Here is a 24339-nt window from a genome sequence, read left to right as displayed (position 1 = left end):
TACCGTTTTTCGGATGTCCTTTATAAGACGTTATAACGTCATATTTTTATACCAAAATAAAAAACAGGGAGGTCCAATCAGTGAGCAAACGTAAATACGGTCTTGCATTATCATTGGTTCTAGCAGCAGGTACATTACTTGGTGCATGTGGTACGGACAAAGACAAAGACAAGGATTCTTCATCTTCTAAAGGTGGAAATGAATCAGACTTTTCAGTAGCGATGGTCACGGATGTCGGCGGTATTGACGATAAATCCTTCAACCAATCCGCTTGGGAAGGGATCAAGAAATTCGGAGAAGATAACAAATTGTCTGAAGGCGACGGTGGTTACGCTTACCTTCAATCGAAAGGCGAAGCAGACTACATCCCTAACTTGAATGCGCTTGTTCGTCGTGACTTCAACTTAGTATTCGGTGTTGGATTCATGATGGAAGATGCAATCGGTACGATCGCTGGTCAACAAGAAGATAAGCTTTTTGCTATCATCGATGGTGAAGTAGATCAGCCGAACGTTGCAAACATTCTTTTCAAAGAGCAAGAAGGTGCATTTCTTGCTGGTGTTGCAGCTGCTTTGATGACAGAATCCGATAAAATCGGCTTTGTCGGCGGTGTAGATATCCCGGTTATCGAGCGCTTTGAAGCTGGATTCGTTGCAGGTGTTGCAGCGGTAAATCCTGATATTAAAGTAGACGTTAAATACACTGGCGCATTTGATAAAGCTGAACTTGGTAAAGCTGAAGCAGGCCGTATGTATTCTTCAGGCGTCGACATCATCTTCCACGCAGCTGGCGGAACAGGTAACGGTGTCTTCTCTGAAGCTAAAGAACGTAAACAAGCTGATAAAAATGCAAACGTATGGGTTATCGGTGTTGACTCCGACCAATATGACGAAGGTCAAGTCGGTGATGACAATATTACTTTGACTTCAATGCTTAAACGTGTTGACAATGCGGTTCAAGATATTTCTAAACTTGCACAAGAAGGGAAATTCCCTGGCGGTGAAACAAAAGTTTACGGTCTTCATGATGACGGTGTAGCTCTAGCAGATTCGCGTGGTGCAATTCCTGAAGATGTGATGAAGCAAATCGATGAATACGCTAAACAAATCGCTGACGGCGAAATCGAAGTACCAGAATTCCGTTAATAAGTGAATGAATCAACAATGGCCGGGTAGTCCGGCCTTTGTTGTTTAAATGGGTTATATCAAATTTGATTAATAGACTAAAAGGTTCTTATTTAAGAACTTTTTATTGTGTTAATTTAATTGTTCAAATATAAAAGAAGAAATTATAATGCAAGGAAGTGAATCCATTGGAATATGTCATTGAGATGTTGAACATTACGAAGGAATTCGGGAATTTTCGTGCGAATGACAACATCACTCTGCAACTGGCAAAAGGAGAAATCCATGCGCTGCTAGGTGAAAATGGCGCAGGGAAATCTACATTGATGAACGTGCTCTTTGGTCTTTATCAACCTGAAGAGGGCGAAATTCGCGTCAATGGAAAGAAAGTTAATATTTCTAATCCGAATGTAGCAAATGATTTGGGGATTGGAATGGTTCATCAACACTTTATGCTCGTTGAAAATTTGACGGTTACCGAAAACATCATCCTTGGCAGTGAGCCGAAAAAGATGGGGGTCGTCAACATTAAAGATGCCGCAAAAAAAGTGGCCGAAATTTCTAAGCTTTATGGGTTGAATGTAGACCCTTATGCAAAAATAGAGGATATTTCAGTCGGCATGCAGCAACGTGTTGAAATTTTGAAAACGCTCTATCGCGGAGCGAATATTCTTATTTTTGACGAGCCGACCGCTTCTTTGACACCTCAGGAAATTCAGGAATTGATTGGCATCATGAAGAAATTAATAACAGAAGGTAAGTCAATCATTCTTATCACACATAAATTGCAAGAAATCATGGATGTATCCGATAGAGTAACCGTCATTCGAAAAGGCCAAGGCATCGGGACAGTCGTAACGTCTGAAACAAATCCCGAAGAGCTTGCCACGCTGATGGTCGGGAGACAAGTGACTTTCAAAACGGAAAAAGGGCCAGCAAATCCGAAAGAAGAAGTACTGCATGTTGAAGACCTCGTCGTCACTGATAATAGAGGGATCGAGAAAGTAAAAGGTTTGAATCTATCAGTGCGAAGAGGTGAGATCGTCGGTCTTGCGGGTATAGACGGGAATGGGCAAACGGAACTGATTGAAGCGATTGCAGGTCTTCGCAAAGTGAAGAGCGGTAAAATCACCATTAATTCAAAAGACATTACTGGCAAAAAACCTAGGCAGATTACAGAGTCCGGTCTAGGGCATATTCCGCAAGATAGGCATAAGCACGGACTAGTACTGGACTTCTCTGTCGGTTATAATTCTGCTTTGCAAGAATACTATCACGAACCCTATTCTAAAAATGGCATTATGGATTATGGCATCATCTCAGAAAAAGCGAAAAGCATTATTGAGGAATATGATGTTCGTACGCAAGGAGAGCATGAGCTTGCTCGAGCATTATCCGGTGGAAATCAACAAAAATTGATCATTGGACGGGAAGTTTCACGTGATCCCGATTTCCTTATTGCTGCTTTGCCAACGAGGGGTTTAGATGTAGGAGCTATTGAATTTATTCATAAGCGGCTCATAGAACAGCGGGATAATGGAAAAGCAGTATTTCTAATATCCTTTGAACTTGATGAGGTTATGAATGTTTCCGATCGAATAGCGGTCATCCACGATGGTCAGATCGTCGATACGGTTATTCCTTCCGAAACGACTGAACAGGAATTGGGTCTATTGATGGCGGGACATTCTACAAAGGAAACCTCGATGAAAGAAGGTGTAGATCGAGATGTCAAATAGAGTCGTCAATCTTTTAGTACCGATCATTTCGATCATACTTGGGTTACTTGTTGGAGCTATTGTTATGCTTTTCAGCGGCTATGATCCTGTTAGTGGATATATAGCACTTTGGAATGGGATATTTGGAGACAGTTATGCGATCGGTGAAACAATACGTCAAATTAGCCCTTATATACTTGCGGGTCTCGCGGTTGCTTTTGCATTCCGGTCCGGACTGTTCAATATCGGTGTAGAAGGACAGTTGATGGTTGGATGGTTTACTGCTGTATACGTTGGTGCGGCATTTGAATTGCCGATGATTATTCATTTGCCAATAACTCTTTTGGCTGCTGCTTTGGCGGGAGCTCTATGGGGCCTTGTTCCTGGGATCTTAAAAGCGACGCTTAAGGTGCATGAAGTCATTGTAACAATTATGATGAACTACGTTGCCCTTCATGTTGTTAACGCTTTAATCAAAACAGTTTCAGGCGGCAGCTATAAAACAGATAAGATTCAACCGACGGCATCATTACGTTCCGATTTTCTTTCGAATTTAACGGACTATTCCACGCTTCACTATGGTATTTTTGTAGCTCTTGCTATGGTAGCGGTTATGTGGTTCCTTCTTGAAAAAACAAAAACCGGTTTTGAATTGAAAGCGGTCGGTTTTAACGAGAACGCTTCCCAATATGCCGGTATGAATGTAAAGAAAAACATTATCCTGTCCATGGTTATTTCCGGAGCTTTTGCAGGACTAGCAGGTGCGATGGAAGGACTAGGTACATTTGGCAGCATGACCACTCAAGGCGGATTCACTGGAATCGGATTTGACGGAATTGCCGTTGCGCTTCTTGGTGCGAACACTCCATTAGGTGTCATTTTTGGAGCATCTTTGTTTGGATCGTTGAAATACGGCGCGAACAATATGCCGAACGCAGCAAATATTCCACTTGAAATCGTTTCAATTGTCGTTGCACTTATCATTTTCTTTGTTGCTTCGGGTTATATCATCCGAGTAGGATTGCAACGTTTGAATAAGAAAAAGGAGGCGAAATGACATGAGCTTTTTGGAAGTGCTATATTTTATCATCCCGACTTCAATCGCTTATGCCGCCCCTCTCATTTTTACAGCTATCGGAGGAGTATTCTCTGAACGTTCCGGTGTTGTAAATATTGGACTTGAAGGACTTATGGTAATGGGAGCTTTTGTCGGAATCGTCTTCAACCTCGCGTTTGTCGATGTTTTCGGCGGATGGACTCCGTGGATTTCGCTGCTCGCAGCTATGCTTGTCGCTGCGATTTTCTCGATCATGCACGCGGTTGCTTCCGTCTCTTTCAGGGCTGACCAAGTTGTTTCCGGGGTAGCAATCAATATGTTAGGGATTGCAATTGCTTTGTTTTCAGTAAAAATGATGTTTGGAAAAGGACAGACGGATTTCATTCAAGAAAAAATTCCGCGTGTCAATATTCCAATCTTGCAAGATATTCCTGTTCTTGGTCCGATGTTTTTCAAATCCGTTTACGGTACTTCTGTGTTGGCGATTGCGCTGGCTTTCGTTGCTTGGTTCGTCATTTACAAGACGCCATTCGGTCTGCGTCTCCGTTCGGTAGGGGAACATCCTATGGCAGCTGACACGATGGGAATCAGCGTCTCCAAAATCAGATATACTGCGGTTATCATTTCCGGTGGTCTTGCAGGTATCGGTGGGGCAATCTATTCCCAAACGATGACAGGCGATTTCGGTCACGCGACAATTAATGGCCAAGGTTTCATGGCATTGGCTGCGATGATTTTTGGGAAATGGCATCCGATTGGTGCATTGGGCGCAGCCTTATTCTTCGGTTTTGCTCAGACGCTTGCAATTAGTGCAAGTTCCATAGATATCGACTTTATTCAAAAAATACCTGCTGTCTATTTCCATATTCTTCCTTACGTATTAACGATTCTCGCACTTGCCGGATTTATCGGAAAAGCGAATGCTCCGAAGGCAAATGGAGAGCCATATATTAAAGGTAGTAGATAACTAACAAAAGCGAAGGGTCGCAGTTGCCACCCGCTGCTTGACGTAACTGAACCGCTTGAAACCCTTCGAATGGAGTTTCAAGCGGTTTTTCCCGTTCTCAGCTTCCGAAAAGTGAGAGAATGCGTTTATTTTGCCATTATGATGATATGGAATGTATAGTGTAGAAAGGTATTCGTATAATAAAGGAAAAACGAGGTGTTCAGATGTTTAAGAAAGTTGTGCTGCAAAAAGGCGTCAATTTATACATCCGAAAGACGGAGCAATTCAAAACAATTACAATGTCTTTTAAATGGATAGCCGAACTGGATGATAAACAGGCCGCGCACCGCGCCGTATTGTCTAATGTGCTTCAGGATTCTAACGCCGATTTTCCGAAACAGAGCGAATTGCGGAAAGCATTGGATGAGCTTTATGGTACTGTTTTTTATATGGACGCAGGCAAACGTAGCAATACCCATATCGTTTCATTGAACATGGAATGTGTAAATGATGAATATTTATCGACAGGCGGCGTTTTCGATGAAGCCTTGAAAATGATTCAATCGGTCCTTTTCAAACCGAATTTCAAGAACGGTTCATTCGATGAAGCAATCGTCAACCGTGAAAAGCACACAGTCATTGAACGGATTCGCTCCATCTATGATGACAAAGCAAGGTATGCGCATAAGCGAATGTTCGATTTGATGCGCCCGAATAACCCTGCTTCTGTATCATCCAATGGAACAGAAGAGGAAGTTCAAAGCATTACGAGTGCGACGCTTCTCGATACATATGAGAACATGTTGAACAACGATGCGATCGATATATATATCGTCGGAGATATTGATGAGAAGGAATTAACAGCTAAGATTAAGTCAATGTTTGATTTCCCGGCAAGGGAGTTTTCACGCAAGCCGTTGGAAGTAGAGTCCGTGAAGGTGAAAGAGGTCCGAAAAGTTTTTGAAAAGCAGGACATGAAGCAAGGGAAGCTGCAAGTTGGTTACAGCACACCTGTTTCTTTCTTCCATCCTGACTACCCTAAAATGCAAGTGACGAATGGCATATTGGGCGGGTTTGCGCACAGTAAATTATTTATGAATGTCCGTGAAAAGGAAAGCATGGCATACACTGTCAATAGTGCCTATGCTGCGTATTACGGCGTAGTGTATGTCATGGCTGGCATCGACGCTGAACTTGAGGAGAAAGCCGTCAAATTGATCGGGGAACAGTTAGACGCCTTGAAGAACGGCAATGTGGACGATATGGAGCTCGATCAAACCGTCGCTTTGCTATCTAATAGTATTCGTAGTGCTTTTGACTCTGCAAGAGGGCAAATTGAAGTGTATGACCAGTACAAATATTTGGATGAAGATTTTACAGCTGACAAATTGATTGCAGAATGGAAAGCGGTGTCCATTGAAGATATTAAGAAGATGGCATCACAAATCAATTTGGAAATCATCTACTTGTTATCTGGAAGAGAGGCGTAAAAATGGAGAAAATAGTTTTCGACACTTTACAAGAAACATTATTCCACGATAGGCTTGATAATGGGCTAAATGTGTTTATTTTGCCGAAACGCGGATTTTCTAAAACGTATGTCACTTTTACGACGAAATACGGTTCAATTGACCGTACTTTTATTCCGAGAGGGAAAAATGATTTCGTCACAGTACCGGATGGCATCGCACACTTCCTAGAGCATAAAATGTTCGATAAAAAGGAAGGCGATGTGTTCCAGAAGTTTGGAATGCTAGGTGCAAGCGCGAACGCCTTCACATCTTTCACTCGCACTTCTTACCTGTTTTCTACGACTGAAAACCTTTATGAAAACACTAAAGTACTTTTGGATTTTGTTCAAGAGCCTTATTTTACAAAAGAGAAAGTTGATAAAGAAAAGGGAATCATCGCCCAGGAGATTACGATGTACGATGACAATCCTGATTGGCGGAATTATTTCGGTACGATTGAAAGTCTGTACAAAGAGCATCCCGTAAGAATCGATATTGCGGGGACTGTTGAAACGATAGAGGAAATTACTGCCGAGCATTTGTATGAGTGCTATGAAACATTTTATCATCCTTCAAATATGGCTGTTTTTGTTATCGGTGCAGTTGATCCCGATGAAATGATGACTTTCATCAAAAAAGATCAGGACGGAAAGGAGTTTTCCGAACCCGAGGAAGTTTCACGAGACTTTCCTGAAGAGCCGCTTGAAGCATTTAAAAAGAAAACTGTACTTGAAATGGATGTCCAAAGACCGAAATTTAATTATGGGATGAAATGCAATCGTACAAATTTAACAGGCGATGAAATGCTTGTGCAAGATCTGTCCATCCATCTCGTGCTCGATATTCTGTTTGGCCGAACTTCCGAGTTTTACACGCAAGCTTACAAAGATCATTTGATTGACGAAACATATAATTATGATTTCACTCAGGAAAAAGGATTTGGGTTTGCGATGGTTGAATCGGATACTGAAAATCCTTCTGCTTTGGAAGCCGCCATCCGAAAAACGATACAATCGCAAGCGGGGAATTGGACAGTGACGGAGGCGGATTTGAATCGTGCCAGAAAACGCAGAATCGGTCAATTCATGCGTTCTTTGAACTCCATTGAATTCATTTCCAACCAATTCATGCAATATAATTTCAATGATATGAATTTGTTCGATGTGGTACCGACTCTTGAAAAACTGACAATTGATGATTTGAAAGATGCGTTCACAACGATTTCTGATGAAGCAAGCCATACGGTTATGGAAATCATTCCAGGGGGGAAAGAAGGCTGACGATGAAGCGCCATGCAGTAATCCTCGGTGCCTCCGGGGGGATTGGGGAAGCCATCAGCCAAAGACTTGCAGCTGATGGCTGGTCTTTATATCTTCATTACAATAACAATGAAGAACGGGCAGTCAGGCTTCGCAATCAGTTATCAAACTTATATCCAGATAAAGAATTCCAAACCATTCAATCTGATTTCACAAAACCGGATGGTGCTGAAATACTTGCGGGAAAAGTAGGGCATGTCCAGGCTGTCATCGTTGCATCCGGCCAACCGATGTTGCAATTGTTAACAGATACGTCTTGTACAGACATGGAGGCATTATGGCGGGTACATATGCAAAATCCCGCTTTGTTCATAAGTCTCATCTCCCCACAATTGCGAAGTCATCCAGTTTCGTATATCGTATTTATCGGATCGATTTGGGGGAATACGGGTGCTGCTGGGGAAGTGATGTATTCAGCCGTTAAAGGTGCCCAACATGCTTTCGTTAAAGCGTATGCAAAAGAGGCTGCTTACACCGGCACTAGAGTCAATGCGATTGCTCCAGGCTGGATAGACACAGACATGAATGGCGGGTTTTCGGATGACGATAAAGAGATGGTCATGCAACAAATACCTTTGCAACAAACTGGATCACCGGAAGATGTAGCGGATCTTGCAAGTTTTCTAATTGGCGGAAAAGCGGATTATATGACTGGTGAAATCCTTAAGTTGAACGGCGGATGGTATATTTGAATTTATAAGGGGATGCATTTTTCCCCTTTTTCTTTTTTCCTTTTCTTCGCATGTCGAATCCGCTATTATAGAACTAAGTTGTGTCATGCGCGTCCTATGATAAAGGAACGGGGTGTGTCGAATGGGTGAATGGTATGTCGAATACGAAATTCAAGTGAATCGGCCGGGATTGCTTGGAGATATTGCGTCTCTATTAGGGATGCTGCGCGTAAATATAATTACGATCAACGGCGTGGACGGTGGACATCGAGGTATGCTTGTCAGGACGGAAGATGATGATCAAATTAAACGATTTGAATTGATTGCGTCCACAATGGAAACGATACAAGTAAAGAAGATACGGGAGCCGAAATTACGTGATATTCTGGCTGTTAGGCATGGACGTTATATTCAGCGGGATATTGACGATCGGAAAACGTTCCGATTTATACGCAGCGAATTGGGAGTCCTCGTCGATTTCATGGCGGAATTATTTAAACAGGAAGGCCATAAACTGATCGGTATCCGTGGTATGCCCAGAGTCGGCAAAACGGAATCTGTCGTTGCGGCAAGTGTTTGTGCGAATAAGAAATGGATTTTCCTATCTTCCACAATGATCAAGCAGACTGTCAGAAATAATCTTGCGGGAGATGAATTCTCGAGGGATAATATATTCATTCTTGACGGCATTGTCACGAGGAAATCCGGCGATGAAAGACATATGCAGCTTGTTCGCGAAATGATGGGTATGCCTTCCATTAAAGTGGTCGAGCATCCTGATATGTTCGTACAGCATTCAGAATATGATATGGAGGATTTCGACTATATTATTGAACTACGGACGGATCCTGACCAAGAAATAACGTATGAAATGATGGAAAAAAACCATATGATGTCCGATAGAGGACCTATGGGCGGATTTGGTTCGTTTAACTTTTAAACAGGGTAGGTGATAAAATTGACCGGATTAGGTGATCGTCTTAAAGAGGCGAGAACAGCTAAAGGATATTCCTTGGATGATTTGCAATCCATAACTAAAATTCAGAAACGGTACCTTTCCGGTATTGAAAATGAAGATTACAGTATGATGCCTGGCGCTTTTTACGTACGTGCTTTCATTAAACAGTACTCGGAAGCGGTCGGTTTAGACGCTGATGAGATGTTGTCTTTATATAAAGATTCGGCAATTCATGAAAAAATGGAGGAAGAGACAATTACTCCTCCTATGACAAGGAGCCGTGGTTTAAAAGGCAATAACCGTCTGAATGAAACAATACCAAAAATCATTGTAGCGTTATTCATAATCGTAATCATCGTTGTCGTTTGGGTGCTTTGGCAACAAAGTTCCTCCAAGCAAACAGGAACTGAGGTGGAACCTCCACAGGAGCTGATTGTGGATAGCAAACAACCTCCAGTCGAAACAACGGATCCGACTGTAGAGGAGCCGGAAGATGAAGAGACGGAGCCAGACACCGAAGTGGAAGATGTTAAGGAACAAGTTCTTGCATATCAAAGCACGACAGGACAAGACTCGACATATACATTAACTGACGCTGAAGAATTCAAGCTCAAAATCGATACATTTGGAGACACGTGGATAGGCGTGCAGAATGAAAAGAAAGAAGAGCTTACTCCGGAAGCACGAGTGATGAAAAATGGAGAGACGATTGAGCTGGACGTTTCAGATGTTGAATTTGTCCGCATACGTGTCGCTGTCACCCCATATGCCGATATCTATGTAAATGGGGAAAAACTGGAATATTCTTCTGAAGCTTCGACTCAAAATATCTTTATCGAATATAAGAAATGAAAATAGTCATCTATTATGTAGATGACTATTTTCATTCGTCATACATATTGTAATTATCAATTGAAGGATAGGTGAGACAAATTGAATTTACCGAATAAAATTACGGTGTCTCGTATTTTACTCATCCCTATTTTCATCATTTTTATGTTAGTCGATTTTGGAATGGGTGATTTGAAAATCGGAGGGACTATTTTACCGGCGGAGCATTTAATCGGGGCTATATTGTTCATTATTGCAAGTTTGACGGATTGGTTTGACGGTCATTTGGCGAGAAAGCATAATCTTGTAACGAATATGGGGAAATTCTTGGATCCGCTTGCGGACAAGTTATTAGTTTCCGCTGCTTTAATTGTTCTCGTCGAGTTTGGTTCTGCCGCGTCATGGATCGTCATTATTATTATAAGCAGGGAATTTGCCGTGACAGGTTTAAGGCTAGTTATGGCTGGTGGGGGCGAAGTGGTTGCAGCCCAGCAACTTGGGAAGATCAAAACAGCAACTCAATTAGTAGCGATCTCTTTTCTCCTTCTGAATAACATCTTCTTTGAAGCGATCAATGTCCCGTTTGGCACAATCATGCTATACATTGCATTGTTCTTCACGATCTGGTCCGGTGCGGATTACTTTTATAAGAATCGTCGTGCTTTACTCGACTCAATGTAAGGAGATGTCAATATGAGAGCAGAAATCATTGCAGTTGGCTCAGAGCTTCTTCTCGGCCAAATCACAAATACGAATGCCAAATTCATCTCAGCCCGTCTTGCTGAAATCGGCATTGATGCCTATTACCAAACAGTTGTAGGCGATAACCCGGATCGTCTGGAAGAAGTAATTGATATTGCTCAAAATCGTGCAGATCTTATTATCTTTTCAGGTGGACTCGGCCCGACAAAGGACGATTTGACAAAAGAGACAATCGCGAAAAAACTCAATGGTTCACTTGAAATGAATATTGAAGCACTGACTTCAATCGAAGAATATTTCAATCGGACTGGCCGTGTCATGACTGAAAACAATAAAAAACAAGCACTTGTTTTGGCGGATTCCATGGTTTTGATAAATCGCAATGGCATGGCTCCGGGCATGGCAATTGAAAAGAAAGGATTACATTACATCCTATTGCCCGGCCCTCCTCATGAATTAGAGCCGATGTTTGAAAAAGAAGCGATTCCTTATTTGTTAGGTGCTTTGGGCAAACAGGAAGTGATAGCGTCTAAAGTTCTGAAGTTCTATGGGATTGGCGAAGCAGAGCTTGAATTTCGTGTGCAATCGGTTTTGGAAAAGCAGTCGAATCCAACAGTAGCACCATTAGCTTCGCCTGATTCGGTCATTCTTCGTCTGACCGCCAAAGCCAGTTCCATAGAAGAAGCATACAAACTGATCGATCCGGTAGAAAAGGAAATCCGTTCGCTTGTCGGTGAATTCATCTATGGTACAGACGATGACACATTATCTTCAAAGGCCGCTGAACTATTGATGAAAAATCAACTGACCCTTGCCGCAGCCGAAAGCTTAACCGCTGGGCGGTTCATGGCCGAATTGGCGAATGAACCTGGCATTAGCGCTTCTTTAAAAGGCGGAGTAGTCGTTTACAATGAACAAACGAAAATGGAACAGCTTGGCATTCATAAGGCATTGTTAGAGGAGCATGGCGTTGTCAGCCCGGAGTGCGCTGCTGCGCTTGCAAGGAATGTGAAACAGAAATTCGGTTCAGATATCGGCATCGGGTTAACGGGTGCAGCCGGTCCCGATCCGCACGACGGCAAACCAATGGGGACTGTATGGATTGGCTTAGCCCTTAAAGACGACGAGGTAAAGACCTTTAAGCTCAACCTATCCGGTACACGAAATGCCAACCGCTCCCGCGCCGCCCAATTCGCGCTTTACTACCTGATAAATGAAATATCCTCATACGAATAATAATAGATACATGATTGTTATAGGATTGGAACGGAAAGCATCCGCCTGAAGTGGAAATCCGGGTTCCAATACTTTAATTCAACTATTCATGGATAATAAAATTATAGGCCGATTTTTACGCTTCTAGATGAATTATCTACCCTTTTTCCGCCTTTAAAATGAATTACTCGATAAAAAATCGAATAAGCGTTCGTTTTTTAGTTGAGTATTTCTCATAAAAGGAGTATAGTAGAGACAGGTAGAATAAGAACAACACCTTTTAAGGGAGGAATCATTTTTGAGCGATCGTAAAGCAGCGTTGGACCAAGCTTTGAAACAAATCGAGAAACAATTCGGGAAAGGCTCCGTCATGAAATTAGGGGAGAAAACAGACCGAGAAATCTCCACATCATCAACCGGATCACTTGCGCTTGATGCCGCATTAGGGGTAGGCGGTTATCCGCGAGGCCGTGTAATTGAAATCTATGGACCTGAGAGTTCAGGTAAAACAACTGTGGCGCTCCATGCTATCGCAGAAGTGCAGGCGTCAGGTGGACAAGCAGCATTTATAGATGCTGAACATGCATTAGATCCAATCTACGCCCAAAAATTAGGCGTCAACATTGATGAATTGCTTTTATCACAGCCTGACACTGGCGAACAGGCCCTCGAAATTGCCGAAGCCCTAGTGCGAAGCGGAGCAATCGACATTGTCGTAATTGACTCTGTTGCGGCATTAGTGCCAAAGGCAGAAATTGAAGGCGAGATGGGCGATGCGCACGTCGGGCTGCAAGCACGACTCATGTCGCAAGCACTTCGTAAACTTTCCGGCGCCATCAACAAATCGAAAACGATTGCTGTATTCATCAACCAAATCCGTGAAAAGGTCGGCGTCATGTTCGGAAACCCTGAAGTGACACCTGGTGGACGTGCACTGAAGTTCTACTCTTCGGTCCGTCTTGAAGTGCGCCGCGGAGAAGCAATCAAACAAGGCAATGACATCATGGGTAACAAAACTCGAATCCGCGTCGTTAAAAACAAAGTTGCACCTCCGTTCCGTACTGCAGAAGTCGACATCATGTACGGAGAAGGGATTTCCAGAGAAGGGGAAATCGTCGATCTAGGTGCCGAACTGGAAGTTGTTCAAAAGAGTGGTGCATGGTATTCCTATGAAGGAGAAAGACTTGGTCAGGGACGTGAAAATGCCAAGCAATTCCTGAAAGAAAATCCTGCAATCCGTGCAGAAATCGCAAACAAAATCCGTGACTCCTATGGCATGGCTGCAGCAAACTACGTCATTGCAGGCCACGACGAGGATGACGATGAGGAAGAACTCGAACTATTCCTGGAAGAAGAAAAAAAATAAACCTCAAACCGATCCCCGATTCCAAGGCGGATCGGTTTTTTTTTATCCAAGTGGATGCTAATTTAGTTGGCTTTAGTTGCTTGGAGTGGAGACTGCCCGCCATTGTCCAGCTTCAGGCGCTAGATGCTCGGGTCATAAGTCAAAGCTGCTCTGTGGCAAAGACCGCCACGCCGCATCTTTGCCTTATGCCTGTCGCATCTTAGCAAGCGCCTTCCGCTTTTCGTCGGAAAGCGTCCGCCTGAAGTGGAAATCCGGATTCAAATACTTTAATTCAAAATACATACTTCCTTCATTTAAATAAATAAACCAATAAAGCTTCAGAACGCTTTACAATCCTTGACATGACAATTTTTCATAGATACAATTAGAATTGTATAATTTCACATCAATGAAATCATTATGGCAGTATGTTGAATGTTAATATACGAGCCGACTGAAAACGAAAAGAATAGCAGGAGGAGGTGACCTGGATGCCAGATATCATCATAATCATCATCTCCGCTTTGCTCGGTCTGTTCGTCGGTGCAGTTGTTATCTATTTAGTTATCAAAAAGGTGAATGAATCAAGAGTGACGGGTGCCCAAAACTCTGCCGAACAAATTATCGAAGAAGCAAAACGTGAAGCGGAGGCTATGAAAAAAGAGGCACTGTTGGAAGCGAAGGATGAAAATCACAAACTGAGAATTGAAGCGGAATCAGAAGTCCGTGAAAGAAGAGCGGAATTGCAGAAACAAGAAAACCGCCTTTTGCAACGGGAAGAAAATCTAGACCGCAAGGATGATGCTCTCAATAAAAGAGAAGCGGGACTGGAGCGCAAAGATGACGCGCTATCCAGTAGACAACAGCATATTGAACAAATGGAACGCAAGGCGGAAGATCTTGTTGCCATGCAACAGACGGAACTAGAAAGAATCTCGGCACTTACAAGAGATGAAGCAAAACGGATCATCCTAGATGACGTCGAGAATGAGCTTTCCACGGATATCGCCGTAATGACGAAAGAATCGGAACAGCGTGCGAAAGAAGAATCTGAAAAGAAAGCACGTGAGATCTTATCCCTTGCATTGCAGCGTTTTGCCGCGGACCATGTTGCAGAAACTACGGTATCTGTCGTGAACTTGCCGAACGATGAAATGAAAGGTCGCATTATCGGTAGGGAAGGCCGTAACATCAGAACATTGGAAACACTTACTGGAATCGATTTGATCATCGATGATACACCAGAAGCGGTCATTCTTTCAGGCTTTGATCCTGTCCGACGTGAAACTGCACGTCTTGCGCTGGAAAAACTTGTGCAAGATGGCCGGATACACCCTGCCCGAATCGAGGAAATGGTGGACAAGGCGCGGCGTGAAGTGGATGAGTTGATACGCGAAAAAGGTGAGCAAACTACCTTTGATGTCGGCGTTCATAATCTTCACCCAGATTTGATCAAAATCCTTGGACGATTGCATTTCCGGACAAGCTATGGTCAAAACGTCCTGAAGCACTCTGTCGAAGTCGCTTATCTTGCCGGATTATTAGCCGCTGAAGTTGGCGAAGATGTTACATTGGCTCGACGTGCTGGACTTCTTCATGACATCGGAAAAGCGATCGACCACGAAGTGGAAGGAAGCCACGTTCAAATCGGAGTCGAATTGGCTACGAAGTACAAAGAACATCCAGTCGTCATAAACAGCATCGCATCACATCACGGAGACGAAGAAGCCACATCAGTTATCGCCGTTTTGGTTGCGGCTGCGGATGCTTTGTCCGCTGCTAGACCGGGTGCGAGAAGTGAAACACTTGAAAACTATATACGCAGACTGCAAAAACTTGAAGAGATTTCAGAATCCTACGAAGGCGTTGAAAAATCATTCGCCATCCAAGCTGGACGTGAAGTACGTATCATTGTACGACCAGATCAGATTGATGATATTACCGCACATCGATTGGCGAGGGATATTCGAAAACGTATCGAGGAAGAGCTTGATTATCCGGGTCATATCAAAGTGACTGTAATTCGGGAGACACGCGCAGTCGAATATGCAAAATGAAAAAATGACTCCTGTCCATCATGGCGCAGGAGTCATTTTCTTGCGATAAGATTCACATCTTGAGTTAATAGAAAGAGGTATTCATTTTATGAAAGTAGTATTTATAGGCGATATCGTTGGATCGATCGGCAGAGATATGGTGTTTGACTATATTGGAAGGTTAAAAAGAAAATACGAGGCGGATGTTGTGATTGCGAATGGTGAAAATGCGGCTTCCGGAAGAGGGATAACGAAAGCGATTTTCGATGATCTTCTTCGTTCAGGTGTTGATGTCGTCACGATGGGAAATCATACTTGGGATCAAAAGGAAATATATGATTTTATCGATAATACCGATTACTTAATCCGTCCAGCAAACTTTTCCGATGAAGCACCGGGAAAAGGGATGACGACCATTGAAAAAAATGGAGTGAAACTAACAGTCATCAACTTGCATGGCCGTACATTTCTTCCTCCACATGCCGATCCATTTGAAAAGGCGGAGGAGCTAATTGAAGAAGCTCGCGAAATATCTCCGCTCATCTTTGTAGATTTCCATGCAGAGGCAACGAGCGAAAAAATTGCGATGGGATGGCATCTAGATGGGAAAGCCTCCGTTGTTGTAGGTACCCATACACATGTCCAGACAGCAGACGACCGGATTTTACCTGGAGGGACAGCATATTTAACGGATGCAGGAATGACTGGCCCATATGATGAGATTTTAGGCATGAAAAAAGAGGATGTCATCTACAGGTTCCGTACGAATCTCCCTGTCCGATTTGAAGTTCCGAAAAAAGGGCGCGGTCAATTAAATGGGTTATTCGTTGAATTGGACAACCAAACAGGAAAAGCGATAAAAGTCGAACGCATCATGATCAACGAGGATCATGGATTCAAAGCATGAAGTTGAGTCTAATCATCTCCTTCTTTTCATAAGATGACTTATGGATAAATACATTCCATAGACATCGTGAAAACAAGGAGGAAACATGGTGAGTCCATTGAAAGTATCATCCCGCTCTAATCCAAACTCAGTCGCAGGAGCACTTGTAGCGGTCATCAGGGATCAAGGGTACGCAGAAATGCAAGCGGTAGGAGCTGGTGCATTAAACCAGGCCATCAAAGCTGTCGCCATAGCTCGCGGCTTCGTAGCCCCGAGTGGAAGTGACCTTATATGCGCCCCAGCATTCACCGATATTGAGATCAATGGCGAAGGAAGAACTGCTTTGAAACTGTTAGTCGAAAAAAGAAAGCGGAACTAAAAACGAAAAAAGTGGCAGGCGAAGGGACGCAATATATGCTCCTTCGCCTGTTTTAATTGGCTATAGCTGTCACATAGTTGCCCAAAACATCACGAATTCCGAAAATGAATAAACCAGTCACTTCAAAGTAGAAAGAAGTTCATGTATAATAAAATCGAATCTGTACTATTCCCACGTAGTTTGAAGAAAGGGGAGTTTATATGAATGAAGAGCAACGCCTTCAATCTGGGCTAGTCAAACCTACGACAGCAACTGAAAAGGATTATAGCAAATACTTTGAAACTGTCTACACGCCTCCATCCTTGAAAAACGCTAAGAAGCGCGGGAAAGAGGAGATTGCCTATCATGATGATTTTCAAATAGAAGAACGTTTTTTAGGCATGGGGATAGGACGAAAATTTTATATCCGTACATACGGCTGTCAAATGAACGAACATGATACAGAAGTGATGGCCGGTATTTTTACAGGATTGGGATACGAGCCGACAGATACTGTGGAGGATGCTGACGTCGTTCTTTTGAATACGTGCGCCATCCGGGAAAATGCAGAAAATAAGGTGTTTGGAGAGTTAGGGCATTTAAAGCCTCTGAAGCTTGAACGCCCGGACATGCTTATCGGGGTTTGTGGCTGCATGTCCCAAGAAGAGTCGGTTGTGAATAAGATCCTTCAAACTTATGACCAAGTCGATATGATTTTTGGAACTCATAATATCCATAGATTGCCGAATATTTTGCATGAAGCATATATGTCAAAAGAAATGGTCGTTGAAGTATGGTCGAAGGAAGGGGATATCATTGAAAATCTTCCTAAAGTCCGTCACGGCAACATCAAAGCTTGGGTGAACATCATGTATGGCTGCGACAAGTTCTGCACATATTGCATCGTCCCTTACACAAGAGGGAAGGAGCGCAGCAGACGTCCCCATGATATCATTCAGGAAGTTCGGCAGCTCGCAGCTCATGGTTATAAGGAAATCATGCTGCTTGGGCAGAATGTCAATGCATACGGCAAAGACTTCGACGATTTGGATTACCGGTTAGGCGATCTGATGGACGACCTTCGTAAAATCGACATTCCGAGAATTCGTTTTACAACGAGTCATCCAAGAGACTTCGATGATCATTTAATCGAGGTGCTTGCTAAAGGCGGGAATTTACTTGATCATATCCATTTACCGGTTCAATCGGGCTCAAGTGATATTTTGAAAATCATGGCCCGTAAATATTCACGTGAATCGTATTTGGAACTGGTTGACAAAATCAAAAAGGCAATTCCAAATGCCACGATGACGACGGATATTATCGTGGGATTCCCGAACGAAACAGATGAGCAATTTGAAGAAACACTTTCTCTGTATAAGGAAGTCGGATTTGAAATGGCTTACACCTATATTTATTCACCGCGTGAAGGGACGCCTGCTGCCAAGATGGTGGATAACATTCCAATGGAAGTGAAAAAAGAGCGTCTTCAACGTCTGAACAAGCTAGTGAATGATATGTCTGCAGAAGCGATGAAGCCTTATAAAGGCAAAGTAGTCAAAGTGCTTGTTGAGGGAGAAAGTAAAAGGAATCCCGAAGTACTTGCAGGGTATACCGAGAAGAATAAACTTGTCAATTTCAGAGCTCCACGTTCTGTAATCGGTGAGATTGTTAATGTAAAAATAACCGAGGCCAAAACATGGTCGCTCGACGGCGAATTTATTGGCGTCGTAGAAGAGGATAAGGTGATGTCATAATGGAAAAATTGTACACGAAAGAAGATATTATTGAAAAAGCAAGAGAGATTGCTCATATGATCGCGAACACAGAACAAGTAGAGTTTTTCAAACGTGCTGAAGAACAAATTAATGAAAACCAGAAAATCCGTGAAAAAATCGCAAGTTTGAGATCTTTGCAAACTCAAGCGGTAAATTTCCAAATGTATGAGAAGGCACGTGCCCTTGAAATAATAGAAGGGAAAATTGAAAAAATCCAAGAAGAAATTGATGAAGTGCCGATTGTGCAGGAATTCAAACAATCCCAGCTTGACGTAAACGCTCTTCTTCAATTGGTGTCCAACACGATTTCTAATAGTGTTACAGATGAAATCATTGAATCCACTGGCGGCGATGTGCGTGGAGGCAAAACTGGATCTTACGTAGAAAACACAAAACCGAAACCATTATCATAATGCAAAACCGATGAGGAAAAATTCCTTATCGGTTTTTTTCACTTTCTGGGCGTATGTTGCATAGGATACATAGAAGTCAATGAAGGAGGAAATGAACTGAAGAATTTACGGCAAATCGTGACGAAGGCAGTCATCGCAAAAGGGAAAAAGCGGACGGAATCGGATGTAACACTGAAGCCACCGAATAATCCATCCAGCATTTTAGGCTGTTGGGTGATCAACCACACACATCATGCGAAAAAAGTAGGGAAATACATTGAAGTCACTGGTAAATTTGATGTCAACGTCTGGTATTCGCATCATGACCATTCAAAGACTTCCGTTTACTCCGAAACTGTACCGTATAAAGATCGGATTAGGCTCCATTATCGGGATGAGCCAGTTTCAGGTCAAGAAGAAATTATTGTAAATGTCGTCCAGCACCCGAATTGTACGGAAGCACTCATCTCTGAATGCGGAGAAAAATTTATCATCAAAGTGGAAAGGGAGTTGGTTGCAGAAGTCGTTGGAGAGACAAAGGTATGCATTACTGTCCATCCTCACCAATTTGAGGAAGAATGGTCATTCAAGGACGAATCATCATCCCATCACGGGCATGATCATCACAACAAAGCAACTGAAGATAAGCATCATGAGGACAAAGGAAAAGATTCACGTCCGTTTTAAGCCGGATAAGCACCCGGCTTTTTTCTTTGTCTAAAAATCATCTAGTACTATGTATTTTGAATTAAAATATCAAAACCCGGATTTCCACTTCAGGCGGACGCTTTCCGCGGGCATGGCTTCAGCCTCCTCACTTCGCTTCGCTTCGTTGCGGGGTCTTCAGCTCATGCTATTCCCGCAGGAGTCGCCGCCTTCCGTTCCAATCCTAGAACAAGTTTAAAACAATTTATATATTCCCTCGTATAGCTGTTGGTTCTTCAACAAATAATCATTTCCATAATTGAGATATCCCGCTTTGATACTTTGTCGCATCATGTTTTGTTATAATAGGAGAAAACTAAAATACTGTGGGGATAAAGATGACTACTACTTATACACCAATGATTCAACAATACTTGCAAGTGAAATCTGAATATGACGATGCATTTCTATTTTTCCGATTAGGAGACTTCTATGAGATGTTTTTCAATGATGCAATTGAAGCATCCAATATCCTTGAAATTACATTGACGAGTAGAGACGGGGGAAGTACAGATAAAATCCCGATGTGTGGTGTGCCATTCCATTCTGCTGAAGGTTACATTGAAACACTTGTCCAGAAAGGCCATAAAGTGGCAATTTGTGAGCAGACGGAAGATCCCAGAGCTGCAAAAGGGATTGTCAGGAGGGAAGTCGTCAAGGTTGTCACTCCTGGAACGATCACCGAAGGAAAAACGATTGACGCCAATGCCAACCACTTCATCGGTGCTGCCGACCAGTTGGATGAAGGACGTTATGCGCTCGCTTATGTTGACCTAGCTACTGGAGAAGGAAAAGCAGAAATCGTTTCTGGGGATGAAAGAACCTTAATTGGCGAAATTGAAGCGTTAGGGATGAAAGAGATTGTCGTACGGGAACGACTTCATATCGCTTTGAATGAAGGAATGGCTAAAAGGGATATTGTTCTTTCGATGGAAGATGGAGATGCGAAGAAGAGTACGGATGGTCTAGTTTCAACGATTCCAAGTGATATGACCGAGGCTTGTGAAATTCTTGTTTCCTATTTAAAGCGCACACAAAAATCTTCACTTGATCATTTACGACCTTTTGAGTACATACAAAAATCAGGTAAACTTTCCATCGATGCAAATTCGATGCGCAACTTGGAACTTGTTCAATCAATTCGCAACGGTAGCAAAGAAGGAACCTTATTTTGGCTGTTGGATGAAACCGCAACGGCAATGGGCGCAAGGAAAATGAGGATATGGATTCACCAGCCACTTGCGGACAAGCCGGCTATTGAGGATCGATTGACAATCGTATCTGATTTGATCGAGAATTATTTTCTGCGGGATGAACTGAAATCATCATTGAAGGAAGTTTACGATCTTGAACGGCTGTCAGGAAGGATCTCAATGGGAAGTGCCAGCGGCAGGGATCTTGCTCAATTGCGAAATTCGTTACGGTGCGTACCTTACTTGAAAGACGCACTTCTTCAATCGGGTCATAAGCGTCTTGAACGCTTCTCTGAACAATTGGATCCATGTGTTGAGGCACTTGATCTCTTGGAAGCGTCAATTGCCGAAAATCCACCCCTATCTGTCAAAGAAGGCGGCATCATTAAAGATGGCTACAATGAAAAACTGGATCAGTACCGGGATGCATCAAGGAATGGGAAGGAATGGCTCGCAGGACTTGAGCGTGATGAACGGGAACGAACTGGCATCAAGTCTTTGAAAATCGGTTATAATCGCATCTTCGGTTATTATATTGAAATTACAAAGTCAAATGTCCATCTAGCAGATTTAACACGCTATGAAAGGAAGCAGACGCTAGCAAATGCGGAGCGATATATTACATCAGAGCTAAAAGAAAAAGAAGAATTGATTCTGAACGCAGAAGCGGAAGGCCAAGACTTGGAATATACGTTATTTTGCACTGTCCGAGATGAGCTCAAAACCCATATCCGCAGGGTGCAGCAATTAGCGAGTGTCCTCTCTGAACTGGATGTGCTCCTTTCTTTTGCAACTGTGTCTGAAAAGTATCGATTCGTAAAACCGGAATTCCATGACGGACGGGCATTGGAAATTAAAAATGGCCGACATCCTGTTGTCGAGAAAATGATGGATCATTCCTTATATGTTCCCAATAGCTGCACGCTTGCCGAGGATGCAAATATGTTATTGATCACCGGACCGAATATGTCGGGAAAAAGCACATTCATGCGCCAAGTTGCTTTGACAGTCATTATGGCTCAAATCGGTTGTTATGTACCGTGCGAATATGCAAAACTTCCGGTAACTGATCAAATATTTACGAGAATCGGAGCCGCCGATGATCTTGCCTCTGGGCAAAGTACATTTATGATGGAAATGATGGAATCGAGAAATGCCATTGCAAACGCAACCGATAAAAGCCTTTTATTATTCGATGAAATCGGCAGAGGGACTTCGACGTACGACGGTATGTCGCTCGCCCAAGCAATGATGGAATTCATCCATGATGAAATCGGCGCAAATACGCTATTCTCAACACATTATCACGAACTGACCAAACTCGATGCGGAATTGAACCGTTTAGTGAATGTTCATGTAGCAGCAATGGAAAGAGAAGGAAGAGTTGTCTTCCTTCATAAAGTGATGGCTGGAGCGGCGGATAAAAGCTACGGAATCCATGTGGCACAACTCGCAGGTCTCCCTGACTCCATCGTCGTTCGCGCCAAAACATTGTTGGACGCTTTCGAAAATGCAGAACAAACAACAATTACGGATACAAGCAATGAGCAATTATCGTTCTTTGATTTGCAAGAGGAACAGGACACAATGACCGAAACAGATAAATCCGTCCTTGAGGATATGAAGCAAGCCGACTTGATGAACCTCACACCAATGCAAGCAATGCAACTCATCCTTGATTGGCAAAAACAACTTAAACAATAACGATTCGAGGAGGGATTCAAATGGACATCATTTCAGTGATGGATGATTCATTATCCAATAAGATTGCAGCGGGTGAAGTTGTCGAAAGACCCTCATCCATCGTCAAAGAACTCGTCGAAAATTCAATCGATGCAGAAAGCACTTCGATTGAAATTGCATTAGAAGAAGCGGGGCTCACCTCTATCCGAGTGACTGACAATGGAAAAGGTATGTCACGCCATGATGCTGTCCTCGCGTTTGAACGTCACGCCACAAGCAAAATTTCAAATGAACGTGATCTGTTCAGAATCAGAACGTTAGGGTTTAGGGGAGAAGCGCTCGCAAGTATCGCTTCTGTTTCAAAAATTAGCCTATGGACTTCAGATGGAGAAACAGAAGGCACCGAAGTCCAAATCGAAGGCGGCGTTATTCTGAAAGAGTCCGACGCAGCTTTTCGAAAAGGGACTGATATGACGGTGGCACAACTTTTTTATAACACCCCAGCAAGATTAAAATATATGAAAACAATCCAAACAGAGCTCGGACATACGATTGATCTCGTAAACCGTCTTGCCCTCAGTCATCCGCATATCGCGTTCAAACTGTCCCATCATAGCCAAACGATCCTCCAAACGTCGGGCAACGGTGACCAACAAAGAGTGTTGAATGATATTTACGGTCCGGCTGTAGCGCGTAAAATGGTACCTTTTAATGGAGAAAATGCGGATTTCAAAGTGAATGGGTATGTGACACTGCCGGAAATGACGAGAGCTTCAAAAAACTATATGACTCATATCGTTAACGGAAGATGGGTGAAAAGCTATGCTTCGAACGACGCGGTCTTAAACGGATTACATACGTACTTGCCAATCGGACGTTATCCGGTTGCAGTCATCAACGTAGAAACCGATCCATTTCTGACTGATGTCAACGTCCATCCGGCTAAACAGCATATTCGGCTTAGCAAGGAAGGCGAATTGCTGTCGCTTATAAAATCATCAGTTCATGAAGCAGTAAAACGGGCAATCATCGTGCCGGACGCAATCAAAAAAGACCCCATTAAAAAGCAACCTTCTGAGCAAGTTACAATTTGGAATGAATTCCCGCCATCTAGGGAAAGGACAGAACGTAGCGGTGAAACAAAACCGGTGAGAGAAAACTATGTTGAAAAGACACCGATCCAGCCAACTTCTACTGATCCGGCTAGGAAGGAACTGGATAGTAGTCCGGCTAGACAAGAACCCGTATATACACCGCAACCTGAAAAAGTGATGGAAAGTCAAGAAGAGGTCGTCCAACAGCCGACGGAGATGCCTGAAAAGAGATTCCCGGCACTTGTGCCAGTTGGCCAAGTACACGGTACGTATATCGTTGCGCAGAACGAAGACGGATTTTACATGATCGATCAACATGCGGCACAAGAGCGCATCAAATATGAATTTTTCAGGGATAAATTAAGCAATGTGGAAATAGACGAAAGGCAAATGCTTTTAATGCCGCTCATTTTCCATTACTCCAGTGACGAAATAGTGAAGATTGAAGAGAACAAACAAGCCTTGAATGACGTTGGTGTATTTCTCGAAGAATTCGGCCCTTCCTCTTATACAGTGAAAGAATATCCGGCTTGGTTTCCGGCAGGAGAAGCCTCTGCGCTTATCGAAGAGTTGATAGAGCAAGTGTTGAAAACAAGAAAAGCGGATATCGGGAAGCTGCGTGAAGAAACTGCAATCATGATGAGCTGTAAGAAATCCATAAAAGCGAACCATTATTTAACGTTTTCGGATATGGAAAAACTGCTTCATGATTTATCATTGGCAGAAAATCCTTACACATGTCCGCATGGAAGACCAGTACTTATCCATTTTTCGACGTATGAGATTGAAAAAATGTTTAAACGAGTAATGTAGTCTA

The 24339-nt window shown here is 43.0% G+C and carries 20 protein-coding genes; all 20 read left to right on the top strand.

What is annotated here, in order from left to right; genetic code table 11:
* Positions 1 to 80 precede the first annotated feature (80 nt).
* The 20 genes from SLU01_RS01400 (at position 81) to mutL (ending at position 24335) form a co-directional block, all read left to right on the top strand.
* Entirely contained in the window at positions 81 to 1145 is a 1065-nt protein-coding gene (locus tag SLU01_RS01400) for a BMP family lipoprotein (protein WP_147054565.1), read from the top strand.
* A 167-nt stretch (positions 1146 to 1312) separates the two neighbouring features.
* Positions 1313 to 2863, top strand: a complete 1551-nt coding sequence (locus SLU01_RS01395) for an ABC transporter ATP-binding protein (RefSeq protein WP_147054563.1) — start codon at positions 1313 to 1315, stop codon at positions 2861 to 2863.
* Positions 2853 to 3899 carry an ABC transporter permease gene (locus SLU01_RS01390; RefSeq protein ID WP_147054561.1) on the top strand — a complete coding sequence of 349 codons (1047 nt, stop codon included), beginning with the start codon at positions 2853 to 2855 and terminating at the stop codon, positions 3897 to 3899. The genes SLU01_RS01395 and SLU01_RS01390 overlap by 11 nt, the downstream gene beginning before the upstream one ends.
* Before the next feature lies 1 nt (position 3900).
* Positions 3901 to 4866 carry an ABC transporter permease gene (locus SLU01_RS01385; protein ID WP_147054559.1) on the top strand — a complete coding sequence of 322 codons (966 nt, stop codon included), beginning with the start codon at positions 3901 to 3903 and terminating at the stop codon, positions 4864 to 4866.
* Positions 4867 to 5069: 203 nt separating this feature from the next.
* Positions 5070 to 6335 carry an EF-P 5-aminopentanol modification-associated protein YfmF gene (gene yfmF, locus SLU01_RS01380; RefSeq protein WP_147054557.1) on the top strand — a complete coding sequence of 422 codons (1266 nt, stop codon included), beginning with the start codon at positions 5070 to 5072 and terminating at the stop codon, positions 6333 to 6335.
* A 2-nt stretch (positions 6336 to 6337) separates the two neighbouring features.
* The gene (gene yfmH / locus SLU01_RS01375) at positions 6338 to 7636 is read left to right on the top strand and encodes an EF-P 5-aminopentanol modification-associated protein YfmH (RefSeq protein ID WP_147054554.1); all 1299 of its coding nucleotides are present in this window, start codon (positions 6338 to 6340) and stop codon (positions 7634 to 7636) included.
* 2 nt (positions 7637 to 7638) lie between these two features.
* On the top strand, positions 7639 to 8367 hold the full coding sequence (gene ymfI / locus SLU01_RS01370; protein ID WP_147054552.1) for an elongation factor P 5-aminopentanone reductase: 729 nt from the start codon (positions 7639 to 7641) through the stop codon (positions 8365 to 8367).
* 121 nt (positions 8368 to 8488) lie between these two features.
* Positions 8489 to 9286, top strand: a complete 798-nt coding sequence (locus SLU01_RS01365; RefSeq protein ID WP_147054550.1) for a YmfK family protein — start codon at positions 8489 to 8491, stop codon at positions 9284 to 9286.
* 18 nt (positions 9287 to 9304) lie between these two features.
* Complete coding sequence (locus SLU01_RS01360) at positions 9305 to 10156, top strand: helix-turn-helix domain-containing protein (protein WP_147054548.1); 852 nt, start codon at positions 9305 to 9307, stop codon at positions 10154 to 10156.
* Positions 10157 to 10237: 81 nt separating this feature from the next.
* Positions 10238 to 10816, top strand: a complete 579-nt coding sequence (gene pgsA / locus SLU01_RS01355; RefSeq protein WP_147054546.1) for a CDP-diacylglycerol--glycerol-3-phosphate 3-phosphatidyltransferase — start codon at positions 10238 to 10240, stop codon at positions 10814 to 10816.
* 12 nt (positions 10817 to 10828) lie between these two features.
* Entirely contained in the window at positions 10829 to 12073 is a 1245-nt protein-coding gene (locus SLU01_RS01350) for a competence/damage-inducible protein A (protein ID WP_147054544.1), read from the top strand.
* Positions 12074 to 12350: 277 nt separating this feature from the next.
* Positions 12351 to 13418, top strand: a complete 1068-nt coding sequence (gene recA, locus SLU01_RS01345) for a recombinase RecA (protein ID WP_147054542.1) — start codon at positions 12351 to 12353, stop codon at positions 13416 to 13418.
* Between the two features lie 470 nt (positions 13419 to 13888).
* Complete coding sequence (rny, locus tag SLU01_RS01340; protein WP_147054540.1) at positions 13889 to 15454, top strand: ribonuclease Y; 1566 nt, start codon at positions 13889 to 13891, stop codon at positions 15452 to 15454.
* An 88-nt stretch (positions 15455 to 15542) separates the two neighbouring features.
* On the top strand, positions 15543 to 16340 hold the full coding sequence (locus tag SLU01_RS01335) for a TIGR00282 family metallophosphoesterase (RefSeq protein ID WP_147054538.1): 798 nt from the start codon (positions 15543 to 15545) through the stop codon (positions 16338 to 16340).
* Between the two features lie 88 nt (positions 16341 to 16428).
* Entirely contained in the window at positions 16429 to 16698 is a 270-nt protein-coding gene (locus SLU01_RS01330) for a stage V sporulation protein S (RefSeq protein ID WP_147054536.1), read from the top strand.
* A gap of 200 nt (positions 16699 to 16898) precedes the next feature.
* Positions 16899 to 18434: a tRNA (N6-isopentenyl adenosine(37)-C2)-methylthiotransferase MiaB gene (gene miaB / locus SLU01_RS01325; protein WP_147054533.1), complete on the top strand. Its 1536-nt coding sequence runs from the start codon at positions 16899 to 16901 to the stop codon at positions 18432 to 18434.
* Complete coding sequence (locus SLU01_RS01320) at positions 18434 to 18868, top strand: YlbF/YmcA family competence regulator (protein ID WP_147054531.1); 435 nt, start codon at positions 18434 to 18436, stop codon at positions 18866 to 18868. The genes miaB and SLU01_RS01320 overlap by 1 nt, the downstream gene beginning before the upstream one ends.
* Positions 18869 to 18985: 117 nt before the next feature.
* The gene (gene cotE / locus SLU01_RS01315; protein ID WP_246110836.1) at positions 18986 to 19534 is read left to right on the top strand and encodes an outer spore coat protein CotE; all 549 of its coding nucleotides are present in this window, start codon (positions 18986 to 18988) and stop codon (positions 19532 to 19534) included.
* A gap of 356 nt (positions 19535 to 19890) precedes the next feature.
* Complete coding sequence (gene mutS, locus SLU01_RS01310) at positions 19891 to 22449, top strand: DNA mismatch repair protein MutS (RefSeq protein WP_147054527.1); 2559 nt, start codon at positions 19891 to 19893, stop codon at positions 22447 to 22449.
* Positions 22450 to 22469: 20 nt separating this feature from the next.
* A complete protein-coding gene (mutL, locus tag SLU01_RS01305; protein ID WP_147054525.1) occupies positions 22470 to 24335 on the top strand; it encodes a DNA mismatch repair endonuclease MutL in 1866 nt (621 codons plus the stop codon).
* Positions 24336 to 24339 lie beyond the last annotated feature (4 nt).

Origin of the sequence: Sporosarcina luteola, assembly GCF_007991495.1 — a bacterium.
In the GTDB taxonomy this organism is placed as follows: domain Bacteria; phylum Bacillota; class Bacilli; order Bacillales_A; family Planococcaceae; genus Sporosarcina; species Sporosarcina luteola.
Note: the sequence above shows the minus strand (reverse complement) of the source record. Positions and strands in the feature narration are given on the sequence as shown.